Origin of the sequence: Photobacterium kagoshimensis, from assembly GCF_050337045.1 — a bacterium.
GTDB classification, from domain to species: domain Bacteria; phylum Pseudomonadota; class Gammaproteobacteria; order Enterobacterales; family Vibrionaceae; genus Photobacterium; species Photobacterium kagoshimensis.
The window spans coordinates 160,473-185,231 of the sequence record NZ_JAKJSO010000010.1 but is presented as its reverse complement, the minus strand read 5'-3'; the positions used below and the strand labels follow the sequence as shown (position 1 = coordinate 185,231).

The 24,759-nt window shown below is 42.1% G+C and carries 21 protein-coding genes; 10 read left to right on the top strand and 11 right to left on the bottom strand.

All coding sequences use genetic code 11. The features are described from left to right. Positions 1-321: 321 nt before the first annotated feature. Both L4C35_RS06485 and L4C35_RS06480 read right to left on the bottom strand, forming a co-directional pair. Entirely contained in the window at positions 322-891 is a 570-nt protein-coding gene (locus L4C35_RS06485; RefSeq protein ID WP_428462108.1) for a YceI family protein, read from the bottom strand. Then, positions 888-1,430: a cytochrome b gene (locus L4C35_RS06480; protein ID WP_428462107.1), complete on the bottom strand. Its 543-nt coding sequence runs from the start codon at positions 1,428-1,430 to the stop codon at positions 888-890. Before L4C35_RS06480 ends, L4C35_RS06485 begins: the two co-directional genes overlap by 4 nt. A gap of 598 nt (positions 1,431-2,028) precedes the next feature. Between L4C35_RS06480 and L4C35_RS06475 the strand changes: the two genes are divergently transcribed. Next, on the top strand, positions 2,029-2,832 hold the full coding sequence (locus L4C35_RS06475; protein ID WP_428462106.1) for an EAL domain-containing protein: 804 nt from the start codon (positions 2,029-2,031) through the stop codon (positions 2,830-2,832). A 28-nt stretch (positions 2,833-2,860) separates the two neighbouring features. On the opposite strand, the gene L4C35_RS06470 is transcribed toward L4C35_RS06475, so the two are convergent. From L4C35_RS06470 to L4C35_RS06460, 3 genes are all read right to left on the bottom strand, one after another. Continuing rightward, positions 2,861-4,246 (bottom strand): class II fumarate hydratase, encoded by a 1,386-nt coding sequence (locus L4C35_RS06470; RefSeq protein ID WP_428462105.1) that lies wholly within the window; start codon positions 4,244-4,246, stop codon positions 2,861-2,863. A 9-nt stretch (positions 4,247-4,255) separates the two neighbouring features. Next, complete coding sequence (locus L4C35_RS06465; RefSeq protein ID WP_428462104.1) at positions 4,256-4,639, bottom strand: hypothetical protein; 384 nt, start codon at positions 4,637-4,639, stop codon at positions 4,256-4,258. Positions 4,640-4,786: 147 nt separating this feature from the next. After that, positions 4,787-5,752: a LysR substrate-binding domain-containing protein gene (locus L4C35_RS06460; RefSeq protein WP_428462103.1), complete on the bottom strand. Its 966-nt coding sequence runs from the start codon at positions 5,750-5,752 to the stop codon at positions 4,787-4,789. 250 nt (positions 5,753-6,002) lie between these two features. Between L4C35_RS06460 and L4C35_RS06455 the strand changes: the two genes are divergently transcribed. Beyond that, complete coding sequence (locus L4C35_RS06455; RefSeq protein ID WP_428462102.1) at positions 6,003-7,373, top strand: MATE family efflux transporter; 1,371 nt, start codon at positions 6,003-6,005, stop codon at positions 7,371-7,373. Positions 7,374-7,545: 172 nt separating this feature from the next. Then, the gene (locus L4C35_RS06450) at positions 7,546-8,487 is read left to right on the top strand and encodes a LysR family transcriptional regulator (protein WP_428462101.1); all 942 of its coding nucleotides are present in this window, start codon (positions 7,546-7,548) and stop codon (positions 8,485-8,487) included. A 77-nt stretch (positions 8,488-8,564) separates the two neighbouring features. Here the strand turns inward: L4C35_RS06450 and L4C35_RS06445 are convergent, their stop codons facing one another. The 3 genes from L4C35_RS06445 to L4C35_RS06435 form a co-directional block, all read right to left on the bottom strand. Then, the gene (locus L4C35_RS06445; protein WP_428462100.1) at positions 8,565-8,864 is read right to left on the bottom strand and encodes a DUF1330 domain-containing protein; all 300 of its coding nucleotides are present in this window, start codon (positions 8,862-8,864) and stop codon (positions 8,565-8,567) included. Positions 8,865-9,123: 259 nt separating this feature from the next. Continuing rightward, a complete protein-coding gene (locus L4C35_RS06440; protein WP_428462099.1) occupies positions 9,124-10,653 on the bottom strand; it encodes a YfcC family protein in 1,530 nt (509 codons plus the stop codon). Positions 10,654-11,010: 357 nt separating this feature from the next. Continuing rightward, on the bottom strand, positions 11,011-11,544 hold the full coding sequence (locus L4C35_RS06435) for a dihydrofolate reductase family protein (protein ID WP_428462098.1): 534 nt from the start codon (positions 11,542-11,544) through the stop codon (positions 11,011-11,013). A gap of 98 nt (positions 11,545-11,642) precedes the next feature. Between L4C35_RS06435 and L4C35_RS06430 the strand changes: the two genes are divergently transcribed. From L4C35_RS06430 to L4C35_RS06415, 4 genes are all read left to right on the top strand, one after another. After that, positions 11,643-12,212, top strand: a complete 570-nt coding sequence (locus L4C35_RS06430; protein ID WP_428462338.1) for a TetR/AcrR family transcriptional regulator — start codon at positions 11,643-11,645, stop codon at positions 12,210-12,212. A gap of 334 nt (positions 12,213-12,546) precedes the next feature. Further along, on the top strand, positions 12,547-13,926 hold the full coding sequence (locus L4C35_RS06425; protein WP_428462097.1) for a metal-dependent hydrolase family protein: 1,380 nt from the start codon (positions 12,547-12,549) through the stop codon (positions 13,924-13,926). Positions 13,927-13,976: 50 nt separating this feature from the next. Beyond that, the gene (locus L4C35_RS06420; protein WP_428462096.1) at positions 13,977-14,612 is read left to right on the top strand and encodes a DUF3299 domain-containing protein; all 636 of its coding nucleotides are present in this window, start codon (positions 13,977-13,979) and stop codon (positions 14,610-14,612) included. Positions 14,613-14,688: 76 nt separating this feature from the next. Continuing rightward, on the top strand, positions 14,689-15,933 hold the full coding sequence (locus L4C35_RS06415; RefSeq protein ID WP_428462095.1) for a carbohydrate porin: 1,245 nt from the start codon (positions 14,689-14,691) through the stop codon (positions 15,931-15,933). Positions 15,934-16,007: 74 nt separating this feature from the next. On the opposite strand, the gene L4C35_RS06410 is transcribed toward L4C35_RS06415, so the two are convergent. Continuing rightward, a complete protein-coding gene (locus L4C35_RS06410) occupies positions 16,008-16,259 on the bottom strand; it encodes a hypothetical protein (protein WP_428462094.1) in 252 nt (83 codons plus the stop codon). Positions 16,260-16,838: 579 nt separating this feature from the next. On the opposite strand from L4C35_RS06410, the gene L4C35_RS06405 reads away from it, so the two are divergent. After that, positions 16,839-17,987, top strand: coding sequence for a diguanylate cyclase (locus L4C35_RS06405; protein ID WP_428462337.1), 1,149 nt, complete (start codon positions 16,839-16,841; stop codon positions 17,985-17,987). A gap of 218 nt (positions 17,988-18,205) precedes the next feature. On the opposite strand, the gene L4C35_RS06400 is transcribed toward L4C35_RS06405, so the two are convergent. Then, complete coding sequence (locus L4C35_RS06400; protein ID WP_428462093.1) at positions 18,206-19,114, bottom strand: LysR family transcriptional regulator; 909 nt, start codon at positions 19,112-19,114, stop codon at positions 18,206-18,208. Positions 19,115-19,333: 219 nt separating this feature from the next. On the opposite strand from L4C35_RS06400, the gene L4C35_RS06395 reads away from it, so the two are divergent. Next, positions 19,334-22,252 carry an MGH1-like glycoside hydrolase domain-containing protein gene (locus tag L4C35_RS06395; RefSeq protein ID WP_428462092.1) on the top strand — a complete coding sequence of 973 codons (2,919 nt, stop codon included), beginning with the start codon at positions 19,334-19,336 and terminating at the stop codon, positions 22,250-22,252. Between the two features lie 232 nt (positions 22,253-22,484). Next, a complete protein-coding gene (locus tag L4C35_RS06390) occupies positions 22,485-23,660 on the top strand; it encodes an MFS transporter (protein ID WP_428462091.1) in 1,176 nt (391 codons plus the stop codon). A gap of 141 nt (positions 23,661-23,801) precedes the next feature. Here the strand turns inward: L4C35_RS06390 and yghU are convergent, their stop codons facing one another. Further along, a complete protein-coding gene (gene yghU / locus L4C35_RS06385; protein ID WP_428462090.1) occupies positions 23,802-24,659 on the bottom strand; it encodes a glutathione-dependent disulfide-bond oxidoreductase in 858 nt (285 codons plus the stop codon). Between the last annotated feature and the right edge of the window lie 100 nt (positions 24,660-24,759).

The following is a 24,759-nucleotide window of genomic DNA, read 5'->3' as shown; positions in this document are numbered from 1 at the left end:
TTTTATTATGGGTACATCCTAGCGTACTGCAGATGTTTCAATCTGTTAAGTTACGTAAATGTTCTTGCTAACTGCAGCAATAATACGCAGCTGGATATTTTTTTTGGCAGATTCAGAATACCGTCAGCATTCAACGTGGGGAAAGAGTAAGACAAAGGCGTTGATGTGGCCAAGTAAAAAGTCTGTACAAGATGATAAATAAATTTGATGGAAAGCATTACAGCAGAAATGGAGCAACGACGAGTCGGGTTGCTTGTTTAGTCTATGTTAACCCGCAATGATGGCGGGTTAATATCGATAGCTTATAACAATGAAGTAGGTTTATTGGCGTATGCCTTCCACATGCAGTTCTAAATCGGCATAACTTGAAGCACCCATTATCGGAATATCGAAATCTGCTAATTCAATACGCGTTGTGCCTGTAAAGCCTGCACGGTAGCCACCCCATGGATCATCGCCTTCTCCCACAAAGTGAGCATCAATAGAAAGTGGTTTGGTTTGGCCATGCAGAGTGAGTTCGCCTTGGATCTCTATATTACCGTTACCTTTATCAAGGATTTTTTTACTGGTGAAGTTTGCCGTCGCGTATTTTTTTACGTCGAGGAAGTCGTTACTGCGAATATGCTTATCGCGTTCAGCATGGTTGGTATCCAAGCTAGTGGTATCAACGTTCACTTTTACTTTTGATGCCGTAACGTTGGCAGGATCGTAGCTAAAAGTGCCATCGAAAGTGTTAAAGCGACCTTTAATAAAACTATAGCCAAGATGCTGAACTTTTAAGTTAATAGAAGCATGTGCTCCTTGTGTATCAATCACGTAGTCAGCAGCCGATGCTAGATTTGGTAGCATAGCAGCAGAAAGTAGGCTTAGAACAAGTAGAGGCTTTTTCATGACTTTGTAACTCCTAACATTTTTCTTAAAGTATTATCTTTATTTATGAAGTGGTGTTTTAACGCAGCAAGTGCATGCAGTGCAGAAAGACCGATTAAGGTAAAGGCGATGTAGTAGTGGAGATCGCCAGCAAGGTCGGCTTGATTGTCGAATAACTCACCAAGAGCAGGAACAGAAAACCAATCAAATACCACAATGGCGCGACCATCTGCTGTTGAAATCAGATAGCCTGAGATAAATAAGCCAATAAGCAGCAAGTAAATAGCGGTATGCGCTAACTTAGCACCGATTTTCTCCCAGTTGGCTCCTTCAATAGGCGGGTGCGCTGCAAACTGTTTCCATATCAAGCGAAATACAGTGACTGCGGCCAAGCATAGTCCAATCGATTTATGCCAATGTGGTGCGGGCTTATACCATTCTGAATAATAGTTGAGATCGACCATCCATAAGCCTAACGCAAACAACCCAATGACAGTCAGCGCTGTTGTCCAGTGGATTAGGATTGATATAGGGTCATATTTATTGACAGTGTGTCGCATAACCTTGCCTTTGGATCTAATGATTTGGCGAGCGATATGCAGGCCTTAAGTGATGAATTTATTGTAGAAGGAAATTATGGAGAGAACAGGTGAGGGAGTTGAACAACTAGGTCGAAAAATTTGAATGAACCTAGTCCTTAAATTATTCAGATCTAAAAAAGCAGTCCATAAGCTGGCTGAGTCCGCCGCGATCAAGGTGTCATCAAGATCGAAAATCGCTAAATAAGGACGATGTTTTGTAACTGTCTTGTCTATCACCAAACTCTTTTCTTTGTTATGTCTGACTTTTGACTGATTTGCAGGGTAAAGACTAGTGGTAAAATGTGATATTTCTCTTTCAAAAATGTGTAATTTATAATTTGAAAGCGCGCGTAGGCGTTGAAGTGTGTTAGATTTGTTTCATATGAGTGTAACTGCTGTTGCTGGCCTTACAAATATTTGCTTGTAGTCAATAAATGGGCACTTAAATTTGAAAGTGATGGTTTTTTGACGCAGCCTGTATCTTATATTAATAGCTTGTGTAATCATCAAGGCTGTTCAGTTCTACTGATACTAATTTTGAGGGTGTGGTCTTTTATATGTCAAATGAGTTTATGTAGTGAATAAAATATTGAGAACGGTTCACGATATAGAACATTATTTACGTGGTACCACATCCGATGGTTTTAGCTTTGTCTATCAAGATAAAATCATAAGAAGTGCATTTCAGCCGATAGTGAAACAAGATAAAACTATTTTTGGTTATGAGGCCTTAATGCGGGTATACGATGCAGAAGGGTTACGTTTTCAAACAGAACCTTTTTTTACTTCTCGTCAGTTGCCTCTTTTCGACAAAATCAATATAGATCGTCTTGCTCGTGTGATCCACCTTCGTAACTTTGCACACTTTATTCGGCATGGGGCGCTGTTTCTGAATATGAGCCCTGATGCTTTGGTTGATAATCGTGATTATAAGTCGGGTAATAATCTACTTTTTCCTCGAGTGAAAGAGCTTGGACTTAACCTGCACGACATCTACTTTGAGCTATTAGAGCATCACTGTACGGATGATAAGCGGCTTAATAGCGTATTGTGCAGTATGCGAGGTAAAGGCGTTAAACTGGCGATGGATGATTATGGTAGCCAGGCCTCGTCAGAAGAGCGCGCACGCTCGGTAAGGCCTGATATTATTAAAATGGATAAAAGCTTATTACAAGAGTACTTAAGTGGTTGTCCTGAGCGCTTAAATGATGCCTTGAAAATTGCTAAAGTGGTTGGCGCGAAAGTCTTACTGGAAGGTGTGGAAGATCAGCAAGCTTACGATATTGCTATCAGCTTAGGGGTCGATTTCATGCAAGGGTATTACTTTGGTCGGCCGCTATTGTTACACGAATTTGTTGAGCAATCGCGGTTAGCTGAGTAACCGCGACGCTGGTACACGAGTAACCCCGTTACTGCGCAACCCCCCCTTGGGTTAATTGCGCTGGGTTTAATAATCGTTCTAATTCTTTTCGGCTTAATGTCGTTTCTTCTTCTGCAACATCAATGATAGCCCTTTGTTCTTTGTAGGCTTTTTTAGCAATTTTCGCTGCTTGTAAGTAACCAATCACTGGGTTAAGTGCTGTCACCAAAATCGGGTTTTTGGCGAGGGCTTGCTGCAAGTTATCATCACGCACCGTAAAGGTTGAAATCGCTTTATCTGCCAGTAAGGTAGATGCGTTAGCCAATAATTCCATACTTTGAAGGAGATTATGGGCAATAACAGGCAGCATGACGTTTAATTGGAAGTTACCTGATTGTCCCGCTACTGTAATAGTCGCATCGTTACCAATTACTTGCGCTGCAACCATAGCAGCCGCTTCAGGAATAACAGGGTTCACTTTACCTGGCATAATCGATGAACCCGGCTGTAAGGCTTCAAGCTCTATTTCGCCCAAGCCTGCCAGTGGACCAGAGTTCATCCAGCGTAAATCATTTGCAATTTTCATAACGGCAACGGCCGTTGTTTTTAGCTGCCCAGAGAGAGCCACACTTGCATCTTGACTGCTAAGGTTATAGAAAAAGTTATCGCTGGTAGTAAAAGCAATTTCAGTTGATATCGACAAGTTATTGGCAAAAATGGCGGCAAATTGAGGATCGGCATTGATCCCTGTACCTACCGCAGTGCCACCTTGTGCTAGTGCGTTGCTATTCTCTAGCGCATGTTCAATGCCAAGTTTTGCTTTCTCTATTTGTGTTTTCCAACCCTGAAGCTCTTGCGTTAAAGAGATAGGCATCGCATCCATTAAATGAGTACGCCCTGTTTTTATGATCCCTTCAACTTGAACGCTTTTTATATCAAGTGTTTTGCTTAGGTGGGATAACGCAGGTAACAGATGTTGGTGATAGCTTAATGCTGCACTGACTTGAATAGCCGTTGGGATCACATCGTTACTACTTTGCCCCATATTTACGTGATCGTTGGGGCTAACGGGTTGCCCAAGTTGTTTACTTGCCAAAGTCGCGATCACTTCATTGGCATTCATGTTTGAGCTAGTTCCTGATCCTGTTTGGAATACGTCAATGGGAAAGTGTTCGTGATATTGCTTGTCGATGATCTTCTGGCAGCTATCAATGATCGCATGGGCAATATCGTGATCGAGTAAATTCAATTCAAGATTACTGCGTGCAGCTGCTTGCTTTATATATGCCAATGCTTGAATGAAGGTTGTTGGCATAGGAATAGCACTAATGGGAAAGTTATTGATTGCACGTTGTGTTTGCGCTTGATAGAGCGCATTTGTTGGCACGTGAACATCACCCATGCTGTCGGTTTCAGTACGGTATTGGATAGTCATGAAAGATCCTTAAAAGCCAGAGGTATGTTGGACTTGCCTGATTTCTCGTTGCAACGACAGTAGGCGCTTTTTACCTGCTTGGGAGTGACCGTAATGCTTTTTGAGGGCCAGTAACGGGCAATGAAGGTAATCCCAACAGACACGACGAAAAATGCGAGAGTGACCGCGATGATCAATGGCTTTGAGTAAGTTAAAAAATACCCGTCGTAGGAATAGTTCTTGTAAAAGCGGGTTAGGATTTTGGGAACCTGATTGGTAACACGCAGCAAGCGTTATTCCTGATTGAATAAAATCAACAATGACATCAAGCTCAAAGCCAGGAACAATATGCGGATTAAGAAAGCGATCTTCGGCAGAGAAGAAAGCTTGGTAACAACTTGCTGTTTGTTTCATGCGAGTTCCGATAATTATATCTGTAGTGATAATTATTATCATTTGAGGTGGTCGTATGCAAGTAGAAAACACGATGTTTGTATTAAATAAGCTTAGTGTTCTAGCGAGAATCTGCTACGAAAAGTGAGCATTTTATATGAAAGCAATCTACTGTGAAGCGACTTGGATCTGCCAGCCTTTACTGTTTGCTAAGGTTTCAAATTGCGCCCGTTCTATTGCGACTTGCTCTTTTAACCAAGTAATAAAGGTGCGAGTAACGCTGTTGTTATTTTGGCAAACATAAGCATAACGCCATGGGCCTTCAATGATAGTGACGGGATGAGGGAGATGAAGAAACCCTTTCTCAAGCTCGTTCACAACCAGCAGTAGGTCTGTCATTGCAATACCTTGGCCCGCCATACATGAAGTAAGTGCCATATCTAAGGTATCAAAAGTTAACCCATTGTCTTGGTGAGAGAAACGAATTCCTGATTGTGCGAGCCAATTTCGCCAGTCAGATCTGTCTTTGGTTGGGTGTAATAAAGGAAAGCAGAGTGCTTGTTCGAGGGTTAATGGCTGGGCGTCTGGCGCAATGAGTGCTGAATAGACAGGCGCTAATAGCTCATTGCGTAAAAAGGTCGAATCAAAACGATTCTGGGGCTTGTCTTCATAGTTATAAATGGCAATATCATATTCGTCATTAGTCAGACTAACCTCATCACTGCTATTACCTATGATAGAGGAGAGGACAATGTCGATGTCGGGTTGCTGTTCTTTAAATGAATGCAAACGCGGTATAAGCCAACGAACTGCCAAGCTCATAGCCACATTAAGTCGTAAAGTGTTGTCATCTTGGTGCTTAAGTTGATCTATATGGCCATTTAACTCACTAAACTGACGAGTTAATAAAGTTGCTAGTGATTTCCCTTCATTCGTTAATGTTAACGCTCTATGCTGCCTTATAAATAGCGCAATACCGATATTCTCTTCTAACTGTTTTACTTGGCGACTTACCGCACTTTGCGTCACGTTAAGTTCTTCTGCTGCGAGCGTAAAGCTTAAACTGCGCGAGGCCGCTTCAAATACACGTAATGCGTTGAGTGATGATGGCAGTAAAGCGTGTCTTTTTTTCAACTTTGCGATCTCTTGCATGAGTTTTAGGAATGCAAGAGTGCCGAAAACTCGTTTGAAAATCAACTTGAATAGCACTACCTTGTGATAGTAAGAAAGAGATATTTTCAAGCGGTAGCCAAAAAGCAGTTGAGGCGAGTATCGGTAGCACATTTTCCACTTTCCTCTGTCCATCGTGATAACTCACTGCCTAGTCATACAGCTCTATCGCATATTCAAGCAAATCTATTGATCCCGTGAGCACGCAAAACGAATGAAAAAGCTGATAAGCCTAGCTATACCTTTAATTATTTCTCAGCTGATTGCACAGCTTCTAATGTTTACCGACGTTTGGATGATGGCACAACTGAATATTCTCGCGATAGCAGGCGGTGGTCTGGGCGCGTCAGTGTATTCTTTTATCTTTATTATCGCGGGTAGCACCGTTGGCTGCGTAGCAAACTTGATAGCGATAGCCTACGGAAAACAAGTGCGACAACCAGAAAAAGCGGCTCAAGAAGTGCGCTCATCATTAAAAGGTGGCATTTTACTCGCGGTGATCTTAACGGTGGCGCTACAGCCTCTGTTTTACACTATGAACAGTTGGCTACTGCACGCAAAGCAAGACCCACAAGCTGTCGCACTTGCAATGGACTATTTCCATGCATTGAAATGGTCGATGCTACCTACGCTCTTTTTATTGGTGCTACGAAGCCTAGTCAGTGCTTTCGGTGATACGCGTTCAGTGATGGTGATGTCGCTGGCAACTGTAATTTTGAATGTACCGCTTAGCTACTTGCTAGCGTTTGAGCTAGATATGGGCATTGCGGGTTTAGGTTATGGCACTTCGTTAGCGGCGCTGATTATTATGCTCGGTTATGGCTTTTGGGTCTTTAGTCAGCCGCGCTACCAGCAATACAACCCATTCACTTTATTGTCTGAATATCGATTTGGCGCAATGATGCCACTGTTGGGCATTGGTGTACCTATTATGATTGCAACGCTACTTGAACATGCGCTGTTTTCTGGTGCGGCTTTATTAGCGGGCACGTTAGGTGCTGTGTCGTTAGCGATTAACCAAATTGCGATGCAGTGCTTGAATTTTTCGTGGAATATTGCCTTTGGTTTTTCGCAAGCCACATCCATATTAGTCAGCCAGCATGTCGGTAGTAACGAACCTCGGTTAGTGCGCCACTATGCGAAACAAGGACTGATAGTCGTGACTGCAACCAGTGCTGTGATTGGTGTACTGCTAAGTATGTACCCTGAATTCTTAACCCAGGTATTCAGTGTGGAAGGAGATGCGCTGGCGAATGATTTAGTTAACGCATTACCGGGTGTCATGATCATGGTGGCACTGTGCTTTGTGGTTGATGCATGGCAACTAGCTGCAATCAGTATTTTACGAGGAATGAAAGTCGTGATTGCACCTACCATAGTGACTGTGATTGGTTATTGGGTGGTTGGTTTACCTGCCGCATGGTTCTTGATGGATAGCATGGGATTAGAAGGGATATGGGCAGGGGTTGCTCTCGGCTTAGCAGCGACAGGCATTCTTCTGATGGCTATTTTGTACAAAAGTGTGGCTGATTTTCAGCGTAAGGCTGAAGGCGTGGATGCGCACTCAATGGGTGTCGCAGCATAGCTAATTGCTTTTCATAGACTAAAGCGAGCCTGTACATTGTTATAGGTTCGCTTTTTTATGCGGTATATCAATTAGCCTCTTATTTATTCAGGGCAAATTCCGAGTGTGATGATGCCAATATCATCGTAATATGGCAGCAATCTGATGTTTGCAATAAGATCGAGGAAGGTCAATGTCTATTACCAACCAGTTATTACTGTTTCTGGATGTTGTACAACAAGGCTCTTTTACTAAAGCGGCTTTGCTTCATGATATGGACAACTCATCACTTTCCAAGCGGATAAAAAAGCTCGAACAAGAACTTGGTGTGCAGTTACTGAATCGATCGACCCGATCATTTTCTTTAACTTCGGCAGGAGAAGAGATCTTAGAGCAAACACATACGCTCGTTGAGACATTAGACAATATAAAAAATATTGCTGATGCTTATCAGTCGGTGCCCAAAGGTGAGCTGCGCATAACTTCTCCGGTCTATTTCGGGCAGGAATACCTGCAACCTGTGATCTCGCAATTCATGACGCTGTATCCTGATGTCAAAATAAACCTATCGTTAGACGATAAGAAAGTCGATATTATCGGCGACCATTTTGATCTAGCCTTTCGTTTGGGCAAGCTAACAGAATCGAATTTAATCGCTCGTAAAATTGCGGAAACAAACTTTATTGCTGTTGCTGCAACCTCTTTTATCGAAACGCACGGCCTTCCTCAAACACCTGAAGAACTGATCGTATTACCTGCTGTCGTTTATAGTAACGGGACGCTAACCCTTGACCAACTGAGCACTCGAGAGGTAGGAAGCAGTAAGCCATTTGATATGTATAAAATGCAGGGAAATTATAAAGTCAGTGATGTGCGCACTATGATTGGCGCAGTAAAAGATGGTTTAGGCTATAGCCTAATTGATATTTCTAATTTAGACCGCCATATGGATGAACTTGGCTTGGTGCAGTTATTACCGCGCTATGAAGTCTCGACCAGAGAAACCGCTATTTATGCGATCTATCCTCATAGAAAACAAACCATGCTAGTGAAAGAATTTATTAAAGCAGTACAAGACTATATTGGTTCGCCACCGCGTTGGAAAGTGCACATCTCTAGCGCTGGCAGTGCGTAATGAACGTGACAATAATTACAAAGGCGGACTGATATTGAGTTCGCCTTTATTATGTAGTTTAAGCCAATAATGTAAAGCTATAGCTTATCAACAATAAATGCGTGTAGATTTTTGGTTGATGCTAAACGAATAGCTTTAGCGGGTGCATAATCAGGATCATCAACCCATGCTTGTGCGGCGGTTCGGCTTGGAAATTGAAGTACGACTTTGATATCAGCATCATGTCCATCAAGCTGAATTCCTTCATTGGTGGCAGCAAGAAGTTCTCCACCGTGTTTTGCAATAGTGCTGCCTGTTAGCTCGTTTGAACCTGGGTTGTATTTAGCATATTGCTCTGGATCGGTAATGTCGTAAGTAAGAATAAAATAAGCAGTCATTCACTTTAACCTTTTCTTTGTCCGCTTTTGCGGATTAACTAACAAGAACTGTTTAGATGGCGCTATCATGCCGTTAATTGTGGTATTGAAAAATAGCTATTCCCGCCAATCATTTTGGAACTTTTTATCCATAATCAGAAGTTAATAGAGAAGAAATCAAAGTGAACAGGTCATTTGTCGGCTGGGTATCAGTTTGGCTGAATGTTAAGTAAGCCCGCAAATGCATGCGAGCTTACTGGTTGTAAATGGGAGACGAGTTTTAGAGGTAGACACTAATCAACAGGGTTGTGGCGGACAGGGCTATCAATATCCCCAGCAGTGGTAATACAAATTTTAGCCACTTATCGAAGGTGACATTCACCATAGCGAGCGACGCCAATACTAAGCCTGTAGGTGTAATGAAGGCCATTAAGCCCATACCAAATTGATAAGCACTAACAATATTGTCACGAGGCACACCGACTACATCAGCTAATGGTGCCATAATAGGCATCGACAATACCGCTAAACCCGAAGAAGACGGTACGAAGAAAGATATTCCCGCGAACAAGAACATCATTACCACGATAAATACCCCTTTATCCATACCATCGACCATAGCGGCACTGGCATGCAAGATAGAATCACTGATCATGCCGTTATCCATCAACACAGTCACACCACGAGCAATCGCAATGATCAAAGCGACCCCAAGCAAGTCATTAGCACCTTGGATAAACTCTGTGACAAATTGCTTTTCTGGGATGCGATCAACAATGGCAATGATAATGGCAGAGACAAAGAACAGGGTCGTCATCTCTTCAAACCACCAACCTAAAGAGGATACGCCGTATACCATGATGAAGAAGGTTGAGGCAAACAGCACCAGAATAAGTGAGTGATGCTTTTTAAGTTTGCTATGGTCTTGGTCGGCAGACACATTTTTCAAAAAACGTGCTTCTATTTCTTTCTTCTGGCTATAGATTAATGATTTAGTGGGATCGGCTTTGACACGTTTAGCGTAACGAATAATGTAGAGCATGCAGGTAACCGTACCCACAATGAGTAAGGCAAGGCGAGAGTTAAGGCCAAGCGTCCAGTTAATCCCTGCCGCATTAGATGCAATAATGGTTGAAAATGGGTTCACGGTTGAACACATAGTACCTATTGATGAGCCTAAGTAGATAGCTGCTAATGCAACAATAGCGTCATAACCAGCGGCGATAAAAATGGGTACTAAAATAGGATAGAAAGCGATGGTTTCTTCTGCCATCCCAAAGCTGGTGCCGCCAAGGGAAATAAGCGCTGTGACAATTACAATCAGCCATGTTTCACGGCCTGTCATCACATGCGATAAGCGGTTGATCCCTGCACTGAACGCCCCAGAATGGTTAACAATGCCAATAAAACCACCAATAACTAACACAAAGAACACCACATCTATTGACTGGTACATCCCTTGAATAGGTGCTTGGAATAAATCCATGATCCCTTGAGGGTTAGGATCAACAGCTGTATACGAATTGGGGATCCCGACAGGCTTGTAGATATCGCCATTTACGAATTTTTCTAAATCCGCTTTAATGCCGACACTGTCGAGGCTGGCTTGAGTTGGGGGGAGATCTGAAGTGGTGCCATCAGCATAGGTAATTTCAAACTTATCGCCTTGATACGACAGTTTGTTATAGACCCCAGCGTCGACGACCCAAGTGAGTATTGCAACTATTGCCGCGACCGCAAACAGCACGGTATAGGCGGATGGGAAGCTTAGCCCTTTCTTAGCAGGTGCTTGTGTCTCAGTATCACTCATACGCTAACAACTCCATGTTGGTGATTGGCTGTACTTTTAGTTCATAACTGTTTTGCTTATTGATTATTTAATGTTCGAGCTTTATAAGCTGAATTTAATACTGTTTGGTAGATTAAAAATCGGACTATGTCGCAAAATTATAGATGTATTAACTAATGGCAGGTGGTTAAATCTATATTTTAGACTTATCGCAGCCTATTGAGGTGGCAGCTTATAAAATCAAGTCTAAGTAGAGTTCGAGGATACCAAGACGAAGTGGCTGTTTGCTTCAATTACCCATGTTCTATTGGTTTGTTGATTGCCATTATCAGCGTCATTCTGACACTGATAATGGGTAACCAGCCTGCTTGGTACTAACTACCTAAGCCGCACAAATGTATTTTTTACAATCGTATTTAATAGCTGTTGTGATTCTAGATGTTTGAATTTTAATGGTGCAGCTAGTTCGCCAAACAGTGAAATGCCGCCACCAAGTAAAACTGGAATCGTGGTGATGATCATTTCATCGATCATGTCTTCTTTCAGAAAGTTTTGAATGGTGACGCCGCCATCAATATAAAGGTTGTTGAAGCCTTGCGCATTGATTTGGCCGACTACATCTTTTAGTTCACCCTTTACAAGGAAGATTTTGTCTTCATAGCCTGCAGGTACCTCTGCCATGGTGTTGCTCAAAACAAAAACAGGTTTTGGGTAAGGCCAATCACAATCAAAGCTTAGTACCATATCAAGCGTGTTACGGCCCATCACAAGCGCATCAACCCTATTCATAAAGTCACCGAATCCCATATCGGATCCCTCAGGATTTGGGATTTCGTGTAACCAATCAAGCTTATTGTTTTTGTCTGCAATGTATCCATCAAGACTGGTTGCGATATAAACGATATTCGACATCTTTGACTCCACGATTGTGATCAGCATCAGTTTGCAATTTATGTATAATACTTTAAAATATTCTACAGTGTAGAAATTAATTGTAGCGAGTGATCTTGATGAGTGTCAACGAGAAAAAACGAGGCCGCCCAAGCGGCAAGGGAAATCAGCTTGATCAAGCTTTGATCATCGAACAGGCGAAAGGCTTAATGCAAGTTGAGGGTAAAATCCCCAGTATCCGCAAGTTAGCAGCAGCGCTCAATGTGGATGCGATGGCGATTTATCATTACTTCAAGAATAAAGATGCGTTACTTGAAGCCATTACGGTGTCTTTGGTGGCAGATATTTATCAACCTCAACCGAATGCCCAATGGCAAGTCGAGCTAGAACGATTATGTCATAGCTATTTGGGTTTATTGGCGCAATATACTGGTTTACTTGAAACCTTGCTAAGTATGAAATCAACTGGGCCAGCGCAAGTGTTCACAGAACGCTTTAATTTAATTGTTGGCCCGCTGGCATTGCCAGAATCAACACAAGAAGATGCGCTAGGCTTATTGGTGGACTATCTTCATGGCTTTGCCATGGCGATGAAGTGTAGCGATGGCGCATTAACAATTGATATGTGCCAAGGGGCGGTGGCCTTGTATTGTCGTGGAATTACGAGTGAAAGGGCGGACAACATATAAGCCCGCGGCAATAACAAAGCGTTACGCATTGTTAGAGCATAGTCAGGAAAGAGTTTCATATTCTTAATATAAAGAAGTGCTTGTATATATGGTTAATAGATATTTTCTTATCTATTAACCTCGTTATATTAAGGTTATACATGCTCATATTCATGCTGTTAATATAATACTGTTGTTTTTATTTTATATATTATTCTTATTTCTTGAATTCTATTTTTTATATTTTATTGACAATGTAATACGCATGGTCTTAACTTTTGATGAGATTTTCACCCTTTATATTTCAACTTTATGATGGTAAAGGTGAAAATATTCTATATAGAAGGGACTAAACATGAAGACTGTTATTCTCGCACCACTATTTATCTTAATGATATCAAAAGCTTTAGCTGCAGAAGAAAAACCTGTTGCACAAATACTATTCAAGAATGTCGATATATTTAATGGCATTGAAAATAAGTTGTTTGAAAATCATTATGTATTGGTTGAAGGGAATATCATCAAAACTATTTCTGACAAAAACATTAAAGTTCGAGATGACGCGACGACTATTGATGGTACGGGAAAAACCCTCACGCCAGGCTTTATTGAAAACCATGCGCACTTGATGCTCATGGGGCCAAATTTGCCAGCGATGGAAGCAAATATGACTTGGGAAGATTTTGCTATTCATGGTGCTCGAATGGCAGAGATGTATTTGATGCAAGGCTTTACGACGGTACGTGATGCTGGTGGGGCAAACGGCGGTTTAAGGAGAGCCATAGACGCAGGGGAAATTGTTGGTCCACGTTATTATCCATCGGGTGCCTTTCTTGGTACTAGAGGGGGACACGCTGATTTTGCAAACTTCACGGCTCCTGTGGGTAGCGAAACAAATTTTGGACGCCTGAATATGGCGCAAGAAGTTGATAGTGTTGCTGACGTTAACAAGTACGGAAGAAATAATTTCCGAATGGGGGCGACTCAATTGAAATACATGCAGTCTGGCGGAGTCGTGTCAGCATTTGACCCTTGGCAACTGTTGGCGGGTTCTCCTGAAGAAATCAAAGCTGCCGTGGCTGTTGCTGAGAGTTATGGTAGTTATGTGATGGCGCACTCTTACCGTAAAGAAGCCATTCTTAGTGCTCTTGATTCGGGAGTGCTCTCGATTGAGCATGGCTTCGCGTTTGACTGTGATATTGCGAAAGTCATGACTGAAAAAGGCGCATATATAACGACTAACTTAACGGCATTTGATCCTGGCCTTTTGGATATTCCTGCCGTTAAAAATGTAGCTTCGAGTTTAGCAAAAGCGAAATCAGCGAGTGAAACCTTTAAAAACTACATCCCTAATATGAAGAAGTGCCCAGTTAAACGGGGGTTTCAGACTGACTGTGTTGGCTCTGTAGATGCATGTAACATTCAAATAGCTTACGAAAAACATTTAAATAATGCGTTCTTCGGCCCTTATGAATCATTGAAAACCCTGACATCTGTAGGGGGCGAGATATCTAAATTAACCGGTGATTTTACTAATCCATACCCGAAAGCTAAGTTGGGCGTGATTGAAACTGGCGCGTATGCCGACATCTTGCTGCTTAATGGTAATCCCTTAGATGATTTTTCTGTCGTGGGTACGGGTGATAAATGGTTTGATGCTGAAAAGCGTCCTGCAAGCCCTGAAACTATTGAGTTAATAATGAAAGATGGCGTTATTTACAAAAATACCCTTTAGTTTTTATTGTGTTAATTACTGCCATTTGAGTTTTTGATGAAAGGGGCTGAATGTTGAAAAGACTTATTCCTTTTTTATTTCTTTTTATATCGTTAGGGTGTTTTGCTAACGATCCAATCACGCTTGATTGGCAAACATTAAGGCCTGAAGTCGATCCTAATCCGGTGATACTTCCTGAACTCAGCGATGAAAATAGGCGCCAGATTCAACAGATTTTTACTTTGATGAAGTCTGATGATCCGCAAGCTTTGGACCGAATAACACTAATTAAAAAGCAGTTAAACGCAAAAGGTGTTGATGCAGATGAACTGCTTGAATTACGAAGGCTGTACATACAAGCGCAAAAAAAAGCGGCTGAAACGATCACTACGGCCTTCGATGGTAAACATGTACGCATTCCCGGTTTTCTTGTCCCCATTGAGTTTTCGGATGCTATGGTGGTGACTGACTTTTTACTCGTTCCTGTGGCTGGAGCTTGTATTCATATGCCGCCACCGCCAGCAAATCAGATTGTCCGTATATCTTTTCCTGAAGGTTACAAGATGATAAACGTTCAATATCCAGTTTGGGTTGAAGGCGTCATTGCTTCATCTGTTGAATCGGAAGATGTCTATATCGTAGATGGAACCAGTAATATCACGATGGGATACAGTTTGAATGCATCTAAAGTAATTGATTACCAATAGCTTTAATTAGGAATGATGAGCAATCTAACCGTCGTGAATAATGCCTGAATATTAGCGCGATTTGATAGGGCTAGTTATGCAATACTCGAGTATAAATCTTAGTGGATTACTGCTTACTTCACTGTTCTCTGCCTCGGTAGCAGGGGCTAATTTTGGCGGCCCAGACTCTGTTGATAATACACTTTCAGAACAATCAACTGATAAACGTTCGTGGCGTGATGATCTCTCGCAAAGAGGTGTGAGCCTAGGGGCTGATTATAATGCTATCGGGTTTATTTCTGCCAATGGCAGCGACGGTAATCGTGTTAATACCAGTGCTGGTGTCGCTCGCTTTTATGGCCAATGGGATATTATTGAACCTAATATTAGTAATGTCGGGAGTGTGGTGTGGAAAGTCGAACATCGTCATGCCTATTCAGATCACCCTCCTAAAGATTTTAGTTTTATATCGGGTTTGAGTGGTGAAGAAGGTTTGGGCTACATTGGTCTTATTCAGCCCGCATTTAATGATCAAGGTACGCGCCTCACGAATCTTCATTGGAAGCAGCGCCTCAATGACGGTAAAACCTCATTCATTATTGGCTTCCAAGATGTGACGGATTACGTTGATACTTATGCTTTAGCTAGTCCATGGACAGCTTTTTCCAATCTTGCATTTCAAACGGGGTCTGGCGCAATGGGGCTACCAGATGATGGACTGTTGGCGCTATCTGCAGCTCATATGATCACCCCAAATTTTTATATTGTGGCAGGTTTGGCGGATGCCAATGGTCGTTCAGACATAGATGAAGTATTTAAAGGTTTTGAGACGTTGTTTAATAAACACGATCTTTTTACAACGTTAGAGGTGGGTTGGACTGCTTCGCAAGAACAAATATATACAGATAATATTCACCTGACGTATTGGCACATCGACCCGACCTTTAATGACGATGGCAGTACCAGGCACAGCGCGTTTGCAAGCCAAGGGCTGAATTATTCGTTGAGTTACTTTGTTACGCCGCAGCTGATGCCGTTTTTGCGTGGTGGATTTTCATTTGAAGGTGATGCTGCGTTATATGATGTTTCTGTCTCGGCAGGGCTTGGTTACTTTGGATTAGGCGCGCCAACGAATAACCTTGGTGTTGCAGTGAATTGGAGCCAAGCAAATAAAGAGGCGTGGGGAACGAATGATAGTCAATCGGTTATTGAGGTTTTTTATAATATGCAGTTTGGAGAGTTTATTCAGCTGACACCGGATATACAGTGGATCAATAACCCCATACTTTCGACAGAAAGTAATGTCTTTGTCTTTGGGTTAAGAGGGCGGATTTTTATTTAAACGGTTTACGATGACATTGTTCGGCCAATAAAAAACGCCACCCGATGAAGGATGGCATCATGTCTAAGCCGTAATTAGTGCTTGTTACGCTTTGGACCAGTGCGCACCATCTCTTTACCGTTTTCATAAACGTCTTGAGAAACCCAACGACCCAGTAGTAACTGATGTTTGTCATCAAGAACAGCAACGAATGGACGGCCGTCGGTATTGTTGGTAGCCATTGCAATACCTGCAACATTTGTTAGGCCAAGACCGCCATTTTCTATTGAAATAAGAAAGCTTTCTAGTTGGTCTAGGGTTTCGATTACATCATTTTCGATATTCATGGTTACACTCTGTATTGTTACTTATATTGCTAGTTCAAGCCTAGCAAGAATGCTCGATGCCGCGTACTTTACAGGTGAAAAGCGAAGATTGAAACTATCAGCTGGCTATTCTGGTTAGTCAATAACTATTGGGATGTTTTCTACCCATAAATTAGCGTAGAGCTAGAACGACTATAGGTTGTAATGATCGCCTGATGTTATGATATCGAATAAGGCAGGGCTAAGTCTTACTTGGTAAGCACGGTATGTCATACTGTTAATGTTAGCAGTTATTTCGATAATAATTGATTTTCATATTTATTTTATAAATTGAAGTAAACCTAAACTGTTATTAGTCACGGTTAGTGTATATTTAACTTCTTTCTATTGTATATGCCTATTATTCAGTATACTTTATATTAAAATGATATTTTATATTCAAGGTAATGTTAAATATTATATATAATCCTTTTGTTCAATAAGGTGGTAATGATTTGTCATTTTGGATGTTGAGTTTCAATTGAAATTCAACGTATTAATAATGGCTGTTAAATATTATTCAACTACATTGTCGAACTGCCATTTAGGCTGATCGTGATAATGTATCCAAGATGTAAGGAGGGCATTATTATAAATACATTACATAAAAAGTATATTGTTAATGTGATATTCAGTTCAACTGTTATCATGTGTGCGTCTTTAGTTGTATTACTATTCTATGAGCATAAAAAAATTCACGATAAAGTACACTTCGAAATAAACAGAGCAAAAGAGTATTCTGAATTAAACAAACAAATAATTATTCACTCTGAACTAAAAGGGAGCGGTGATTTAGTAAAAACATTGTATATGATAAAGGAGTTTAGAGAGTTAAATGTTGCATATGAAAATGGTACTAATATCTCTAATTCTGAACTTGTAACATCCAATTTTGATAGTAAGAGTCGACCCTGGTACCAATGTGCAAGAAAAAAAAAGGAGAGTGAGTACTGTATTAGTGATATATATGAAAATGCTTTTCCACCTTATGATTTAGTTTTTACGTTATCGTACCCTATTTTTGTAAATGATTTACTCTTAGGGGTGGGGTTAACGGATATACGCAAAGAAAAAATTGATAGAGGTAATTACCTTCTCAAATTTAAGAGTTATGACCCAAAGATGAACGCAATTCTCTTAGATTTTGAATTAAATAGAGTGATTGATTTGCTTATCTTACTCGCGCCTGCATCTATATTTATAATCCTTATTAAGTCATTGATAGTAAGTTACTTATATGGGCTTAAGATAGATGCTCTATCTGGATTAAGAAGGAGGGATACTTTTAAGGAGCATAAGGTAGACAATAGAACAAAGGCATTTTGCTTTTTTGATCTTGATAACTTTAAAAAGATAAACGATAACTACGGGCATGATATCGGAGATAAAGCCATTAGAGCCTTTTCTGATTGTATTAAGAGCGGTATCAGGGAGTCTGATGTAGCATTTAGATGGGGAGGCGAAGAGTTCTTGGTTATTCTTCGGGGTAAAAGAACATCCTCATCAGACATACATTCTATTCTAGACCGTTTACGCTATAAGGTTGAGAGTATTGACTTAGAGGGGATTCCAAAATTCACAGTTTCTATTGGCTTTGCCGAATATAGGCATGGCCTTGATATTGCTCAGTGTCTTAAAAATGCGGATGTTGCATTGTATCGAGCAAAGCAAGCGGGCAGAAATTGTGTTATAGGTTATCAGGCTAGTTAATCTTCGATGTTTTATTATTCTGCTATCGTTACATTAGGCAACAAATAGATTTTCTACTGATATTAGCGCCGTGATATTTTGAATGAATATGGGTAAGTGACCCCTAAATGACGCGGCGCAGTCTAAGCGGCAAACCGATGGCGATTGATGTTAATTATACTGCCATCACTGGCGATCGGCTAATAATCACCACATTGCTTGCTTACACAAATATACGGTTATAGTTTCGCGGCGAGTTGAGTGATCCTTTCCATGAGTACCAAGTGAGATTCTGATGTCTCTCTTCGGTGATGGTAAATACCCACAGTGCCTGAATTAGGATTTTTTTCCATGGTTAGGCATTGTAGCCCGAAAGATTCAAGGTACGTTTGTAGCGCCTTGGTATAAGGCATGATCGCCACACTATTTTTAAGAACATCAATGCTCGCAAGTAAAGAATCAAGCTCATAAGTGGCGCGTTCATCAAGTTGCTGACGATCACGCTCGTATTGTTTTGGGGTGGGGTTGTCGACGATATGACTGAATTTTTTTGCATCATAAGTGACCGAGAGGGCTGGGTATTCGTGCAGCATCTCTTCTGTTACCGTTTTGCCTAAAAGCGGGTGATCAGGTGAGACAAAATAAGTATCGGTCGTTTGAAAAAGAGGGATAAAAGTCACATCACATTTTTCAGATAACCCCACGATTTCATGGCCAATGAAAAATTCGATATCTTCGTTGATCAGCGAGTCCATTAAACACAGGTGATTACCAAATTCAACATGGGTCGACGCTAAAGGTGATTGCGAGAGATGTTCATCCAGCGCCTGTTTTACAAACAGTGGCCACCATGCATCGCCAGTGCCGATTTTAATTTTGCCAACTTGATACTTCTTCCTTTCACCTATGCTTTGTACCATAAGGTTATATTCATGTTGCATCGCGTTGCTGTGACGATAAAGAATACGCCCATATTTGGTCAGTATCATGCCTTTAGATGTTCGTTCAAACAGAACGACATCAAGGCTTTCTTCAAGCTTCTTTAGATTGCTGGTGACTGTTGGTTGGCTCAGTCCTGCCATTCTTGCTGCGGCGCTAATACTTTTACAACGTGCGACAAGTAAAAACTGTTGCAGAGATTTATCCATGTCATATTCCTTAAAAATGCGAGCCATTTTGCACAAATATACTTGTAAATCACAAATTTGAAATCATGCTCAAGTCAGAATAAACATATTTCATGGATCTAGATCACGGCTGTTCGTCGAGATATAGCTTTTATCTATGACCTGGCGCATCCCACCTATTTTTCCTGTGAGAGTGAGTTTTTTACACTGACGCACAAATAACGAATGGAAGGGATGAAGATGAAACCGAGTATTATCGCGCTTGCTGTCGCATCATGTATTGGGCTTGCCGGGTGTAATTTTAACTCTGACTCACAAGAGAGTGTAAATATGCCGACTGTTGCGCCGAAACCTGAAGATAAACCCATCATCAGCGAAGACTTGTATCTGCGTGGTTTAAATGGTGATTGGGGTACGGCAGCGCATGCCAAGCTGAATTATTTAGGTGATAACGAGTACGAAACGGTACTGAGAGTGGCGCGCGGTAGTAACCAGTTTAAGATTGCCGACCCTGGTTGGCAGCTAGAATACACCCATTTTACTGAACCCACTGAGTTTGACGTAGCGCAGGACTACGATCCGAAACCAGACACAAATGAAAACTGCATGAACGATGACTGTAACTCAGTCATTACTTTTAAAGAAAAGGGCTATTACAAGTTTTCTGTCAGTTTTGCCAATGAAAGCCGTGCAACAATGACGGTAACCAAGGCGACTCAAGCTGAAGCCGAGAAATATTACTCAGAGGCCATTATAGATCCTGCTATGGTTCACAACGGCCATCAAAATAAAGAAGCAAAGCAATTTTCCAACTTTGATGGCACCCAAGATACCGTGGTGTTTTCTGTTAAAGATCCACAAGCCAAACAGCGTGAATTTGGTATTTCAACAACGACAGAGTTACGTGATGCCTTGGATCAAGGCTTAATTGTGAATGAACAGGCTGGCCCGCGAGTAGTATCGGGTGATCTTGCCTTTGATGCACTGTTTGCGATGAGCTTGAAAGAGCTGAGTCAGTTGTCTGTGTCTGAAATTAAAGACGGCAACTATAACTACAATAAGCCAATTAAAGCGGAAGTGTTTGAAACCGGTGCCAAGTGGCACTATGTGTGGACCCGTGATTTAGCCTATGCCGCTGATCTCTCGTTAGCATTGATGAACCCGACACGGGTTGAGAATGGGCTTAATTTCAAATTGTCTGGCTTTCGTGCCAATACTGGAAAGCAATACGACGGCGAGCAAATTGTGCAAGATACAGGTACGGGGGGGAGTTGGCCGATCAGTACCGACCGTACGACGTGGGCACTGGGTGCTGAGCGATTACTGTCAGCGTTAGACGGTGCAGCGTACGACCAATTTGCAGAGCGTGCTTATAATGCGATCAGTAATACACTGGAAGCTGATCGCCTAGCCGCCTTTGATCTGCAATCTGGCTTGTACACTGGTGAGCAATCCTTCCTTGATTGGCGCGATCAAACATACTCAACGTGGACACCGCAAGATGTGAATGCGATTGGTAGCAGTAAAGCGCTGTCGACTAACGTTACTCACTACCGCGCGATGTGCTTAGCGGCGAAACTGGCTGAGCAGTTTGATTCAAAAAATGCGGTTAAATATGGCGAATGGGCTAAGCAGTTAAAATTAGCGATCAATGATAAGTTCTGGAATGCGCAGCGTGGCATGTACGTTAGCTACCTGTTTGATAACGGCCAAGATATCGCAGTAGATAAATATGACATGCTGGGTGAATCATTAGCGATCATCAGTGGCATTGCGAGTGATGAGCAAGCCAAGAAGATCATGGCCAATTACCCACACAGTGAATTTGGGGTGCCCGTGTACTTCCCTCAGCAGCCCGATGTACCTGTTTATCATAATCGGGCGATTTGGCCGTTTGTGACGGCTTATAGCTTGCGCGCCGCGAAGCAAACATTGAACGTGGCCGCAGCGAATAATGCGGTGCAATCTTTGGTGCGCGGAACAGCCACGAACCTGTCTAACATGGAAAACCTCGAATGGCTATCAGGTAAGTCCTTTATTATTCATAGCGACCATGGTGCAGACGCCAGCCTTGATGGCCCTGTGATTAATTCACAGCGCCAACTTTGGTCGGTTGGTGGCTACCTCAACATGGTGGTGGAAACGATCTTCGGTATTCATACCGAAACAGGGCAACTAGAGGTTAACCCGTTTATTACCGGATGGATCCGCAATAGTTTATTTGCGCATTCTCAGCAAATCACACTCGAAAATTTTAGCTTCAAAGGAAAAACAGTCTCAGTCACTATCGACTTACCACCAGCAAGTGATGACATGTCTGGTTATTACCCAGTTGATCATGTACAAACCGATAAAAACGGTAACTACCATGTCACTCTAGGTGCGTTGGTTGGAAATGATGACACGATCAAGGTCATTGCGGGCGTGGAGCCTTACGCGAGTGATGATAGCAAAGTGTACTCACCGAAAGAGCCAACATTAACGGCGAAAGCGCTTGATAATGGTGGTGCTAAAGGCGTTGCGGTTGATATTCAGAGTAAATACAAGGTTAACTTGTACCGCAACGGGCAGCTTATTCAAAAAGGTGTCACAGCACAGCAATATACTGATACCCCACAAGGGTTTGCCTGCTACATCGCCGAAAGTGTTAATGACCAAGGTTTCCGTTCAAACCCAAGCCAGCCTGTGTGCGTGGGTGATGAAATTCGCGTCAAACTTGAAGGTGATTACCACACACTTAAGCAAGGTGTCTCCGTGGTAACGGTTGATCAAAATAGTGGACCTGTAAACAGCCTGACTAGCTTTGCTGTTCCTAAGACAGGGACTTATCAAATCGCCGCTTGGTATAACAATAACCTTGGTCAGCTAAATACTGGTATCACAAACACGGTGAAGAAGATTGAAGTGTTTGATGATTCGACGAAGGTGATTGGTCAGGGTTATATACAGATGGGGCACATTGGTGAGAACAAAGGGATGCGTTATTCAACCCCAGTTGAAGTCAATTTAGAGCAGGGCAAGGTATACCAGTTCACGATTAAGGATCATTTTAATATGAGTTACCTCAAATCGAATGAAACATATATATACGCTGGTGGCGTTGATGGTGTGAAAAATGAAGCGAAAATTGCAGACATTCGTATCACACCGCTACAGTAAAGTAGCTCAACACAGTTAAAGCACCTTGTGTACAAAGCCGTTGAAGAGATTCAGCGGCTTTTTCGTTTCTGCTGTTTATAAAGCTATAAGCCCTTCTTTTAGTTCTCTTGATATTCATTGTTCGCCTATGGTGAATAATGAATTTAAATTTTACTCAATTATCAAATTTAATTTGATGAATATACTGGTTACATACTTTCCAAGACTCATCAGAAAAAGAATTGAGATGATTATGAAAAAAGAAAAAATGCCATTACAGGTATGGATTTTAACACTGGCTGCATTCGCGATTGGTACTGCGGAGTTTGTGATTGCAGGCCTGCTTCCGCAAATTGCATCATCACTATCAATTACAGAGGGGCAAGCTGGTTACCTCATCAGTGCGTACGCATTAGCCATTGTTTTTGGTGGACCGATTCTAACGATATATCTCGCGCGATTTAATAAAAAAGCGGTGCTTGCCAGCTTGATGGTGCTGTTTATTCTTGGTAACGCGATGTCAGCCTTTGCACCCAACTACACAATTTTAATGATAAGCCGAGTGATAACCGGCTTAGTTCAAGGTCCTTTCTACGGTATTGGTGCTGTTGTTGCGACAAACTTAGTGTCTGAGAAAATGGCAGGCCGAGCGGTTGGTCAGATGTTTGCAGGTTTAACATTGGCGAATGTACTGGGTGTTCCTGGTGGTACTTGGATTGGCTTACAATTTGGTTGGCACAACACTTTTATTACTGTTGCCGCTTTAGGCTTGGTCGCGATGGTATTCATTCTGGGCGTGGTTAAATCAACGGGGCATGGTGAAGCAAAAGATGTAAAAGCGCAGCTAATGGCATTTAAAAACCCAATGTTGTTGATGAGCTTGGCGATCACGGTGTTTGCATGGTCTGGCTTCATGACGCTTTACGGTTATATTGCACCCATTGCCACCCACATTACAGGCTACGGTGAAGAGGCTGTAACATGGATTTTGGTTATTGTTGGTCTAGGCCTAATTGTAGGTAACACTGTAGGTGGACATTCTTCTGATAAAAACCTTCATAAAGCATCTATGTTCTGGGCATTTGCAATGATTGTCTCTTTGGTGCTTGTCGGTTTAACTGCAGGTAATCAGTTGTTATTCGTTGCAGCAGCATTTGTTTTTGGTATCGCTTCTTTTGCAAACGTACCCGCCATGCAATTACGAGTAATGAACCACGGTGGTGAAGGTCAAGAGCTGGCAGCGACTGCAAATATTTCAGCATTTAACTTAGCGAATGCGTTCGGTGGCTTCCTTGGTGGTATGGTGCTAGATAGCAACTTGGGCGCAGGCATGATCCCTTACGCGGCAATTATTGTTCCTGTATTTGGCTTGATGTTGATTTCGGTTGCCAATAAACGTGAAACATTCGCACTGGCTACAGCAAACTAATACTAAGTAACATCATCGAATCAAGTTGTTCGAGAGAAAATAAACAATCCTACGCACGATAAGAAAAGCACCTAGCCTAGCTGGGTGCTTCTGTATTTCATATCGCGTAATGTTAAGGCGTGAAAGCTAACAAAATCTGTATTAGTTTTGCTTTGCCATTACTTTATCAATATCTTCTGCGCTATGACGCTCAGGCACTTGTTCCCATTCCTCTCCCCAAGTCCGATTAACTAACCGACCGCGCTGTACTGCTTTTCTTCCTGCAATCTGATGCGCCCATCGCACAACATTCTTATAGCTGGCAACATCAAGAAACTCTGCGGCATCATACAGTTTGCCTAGCACCAAATTGCCATACCATGGCCAAGTGGCAATATCCGCAATCGAATATTCATCGCCTGCCAAGTAAGTATTGTTGGCTAATTGTTTATCCAGCACATCTAACTGGCGTTTTGCTTCCATGGTGAAGCGGTTGATTGGGTATTCAAATTTTTCTGGGGCATAGGCATAGAAATGACCAAAGCCTCCGCCTAAGTAAGGGGCTGAGCCTTGCAACCAAAATAGCCAATTCATGGCGGTAGTACGTGTTGCGAGATCCTTAGGTAAGAAGTGACCAAACTTGTCAGCGAGATAAAGCAATATCGCGCCAGATTCAAACACGTTAACGGACACTTCCTCGGAGTAATCGACTAATGCGGGGATTTTTGAATTTGGGTTTACACCCACAAAACCAGATGAAAACTGATCGCCGTCACCAATACGAATAAGGTGGGCGTCATATTCTGCTTCTTTAATACCAAGTGCTAATAACTCCTCAAGCATGATAGTCACTTTTTGTCCGTTTGGTGTGCCCATCGAGTAGATCTGTAATGGGTGCGAACCAACAGGTAACGCTTGTTCGTGTCTTGCGCCAGAATCAGGGCGGTTGATGCTTGCCCATGCGCCACCATTGTTATCATCCATTTCCCAAACGTTGGGTGGTGTATATACCTTTGCCATAGTGTGTCCTTTTGATCGTACAAGAAAAGAGATGCGGTGCATCTTAGCGGCAGATTCTGCTAAACTACGCGGCTATGCTTTCAGCCATGTTTTTATCATA

What these genes read in the sequence shown, in the direction of transcription:
- L4C35_RS06485 (WP_428462108.1), bottom strand. Translation starts at nt 891, where the DNA reads ATGAAAAAGCCTCTACTTGTTCTAAGCCTACTTTCTGCTGCTATGCTA.
- L4C35_RS06480 (WP_428462107.1), bottom strand. Translation starts at nt 1,430, where the DNA reads ATGCGACACACTGTCAATAAATATGACCCTATATCAATCCTAATCCAC.
- L4C35_RS06470 (WP_428462105.1), bottom strand. Translation starts at nt 4,246, where the DNA reads ATGACTATCCAATACCGTACTGAAACCGACAGCATGGGTGATGTTCAC.
- L4C35_RS06465 (WP_428462104.1), bottom strand. Translation starts at nt 4,639, where the DNA reads ATGAAACAAACAGCAAGTTGTTACCAAGCTTTCTTCTCTGCCGAAGAT.
- L4C35_RS06455 (WP_428462102.1), top strand. Translation starts at nt 6,003, where the DNA reads ATGAAAAAGCTGATAAGCCTAGCTATACCTTTAATTATTTCTCAGCTG.
- L4C35_RS06450 (WP_428462101.1), top strand. Translation starts at nt 7,546, where the DNA reads ATGTCTATTACCAACCAGTTATTACTGTTTCTGGATGTTGTACAACAA.
- L4C35_RS06445 (WP_428462100.1), bottom strand. Translation starts at nt 8,864, where the DNA reads ATGACTGCTTATTTTATTCTTACTTACGACATTACCGATCCAGAGCAA.
- L4C35_RS06440 (WP_428462099.1), bottom strand. Translation starts at nt 10,653, where the DNA reads ATGAGTGATACTGAGACACAAGCACCTGCTAAGAAAGGGCTAAGCTTC.
- L4C35_RS06435 (WP_428462098.1), bottom strand. Translation starts at nt 11,544, where the DNA reads ATGTCGAATATCGTTTATATCGCAACCAGTCTTGATGGATACATTGCA.
- L4C35_RS06430 (WP_428462338.1), top strand. Translation starts at nt 11,643, where the DNA reads ATGAGTGTCAACGAGAAAAAACGAGGCCGCCCAAGCGGCAAGGGAAAT.
- L4C35_RS06425 (WP_428462097.1), top strand. Translation starts at nt 12,547, where the DNA reads ATGAAGACTGTTATTCTCGCACCACTATTTATCTTAATGATATCAAAA.
- L4C35_RS06420 (WP_428462096.1), top strand. Translation starts at nt 13,977, where the DNA reads ATGTTGAAAAGACTTATTCCTTTTTTATTTCTTTTTATATCGTTAGGG.
- L4C35_RS06415 (WP_428462095.1), top strand. Translation starts at nt 14,689, where the DNA reads ATGCAATACTCGAGTATAAATCTTAGTGGATTACTGCTTACTTCACTG.
- L4C35_RS06410 (WP_428462094.1), bottom strand. Translation starts at nt 16,259, where the DNA reads ATGAATATCGAAAATGATGTAATCGAAACCCTAGACCAACTAGAAAGC.
- L4C35_RS06405 (WP_428462337.1), top strand. Translation starts at nt 16,839, where the DNA reads ATGTATCCAAGATGTAAGGAGGGCATTATTATAAATACATTACATAAA.
- L4C35_RS06400 (WP_428462093.1), bottom strand. Translation starts at nt 19,114, where the DNA reads ATGGATAAATCTCTGCAACAGTTTTTACTTGTCGCACGTTGTAAAAGT.
- L4C35_RS06395 (WP_428462092.1), top strand. Translation starts at nt 19,334, where the DNA reads ATGAAACCGAGTATTATCGCGCTTGCTGTCGCATCATGTATTGGGCTT.
- L4C35_RS06390 (WP_428462091.1), top strand. Translation starts at nt 22,485, where the DNA reads ATGAAAAAAGAAAAAATGCCATTACAGGTATGGATTTTAACACTGGCT.
- yghU (WP_428462090.1), bottom strand. Translation starts at nt 24,659, where the DNA reads ATGGCAAAGGTATATACACCACCCAACGTTTGGGAAATGGATGATAAC.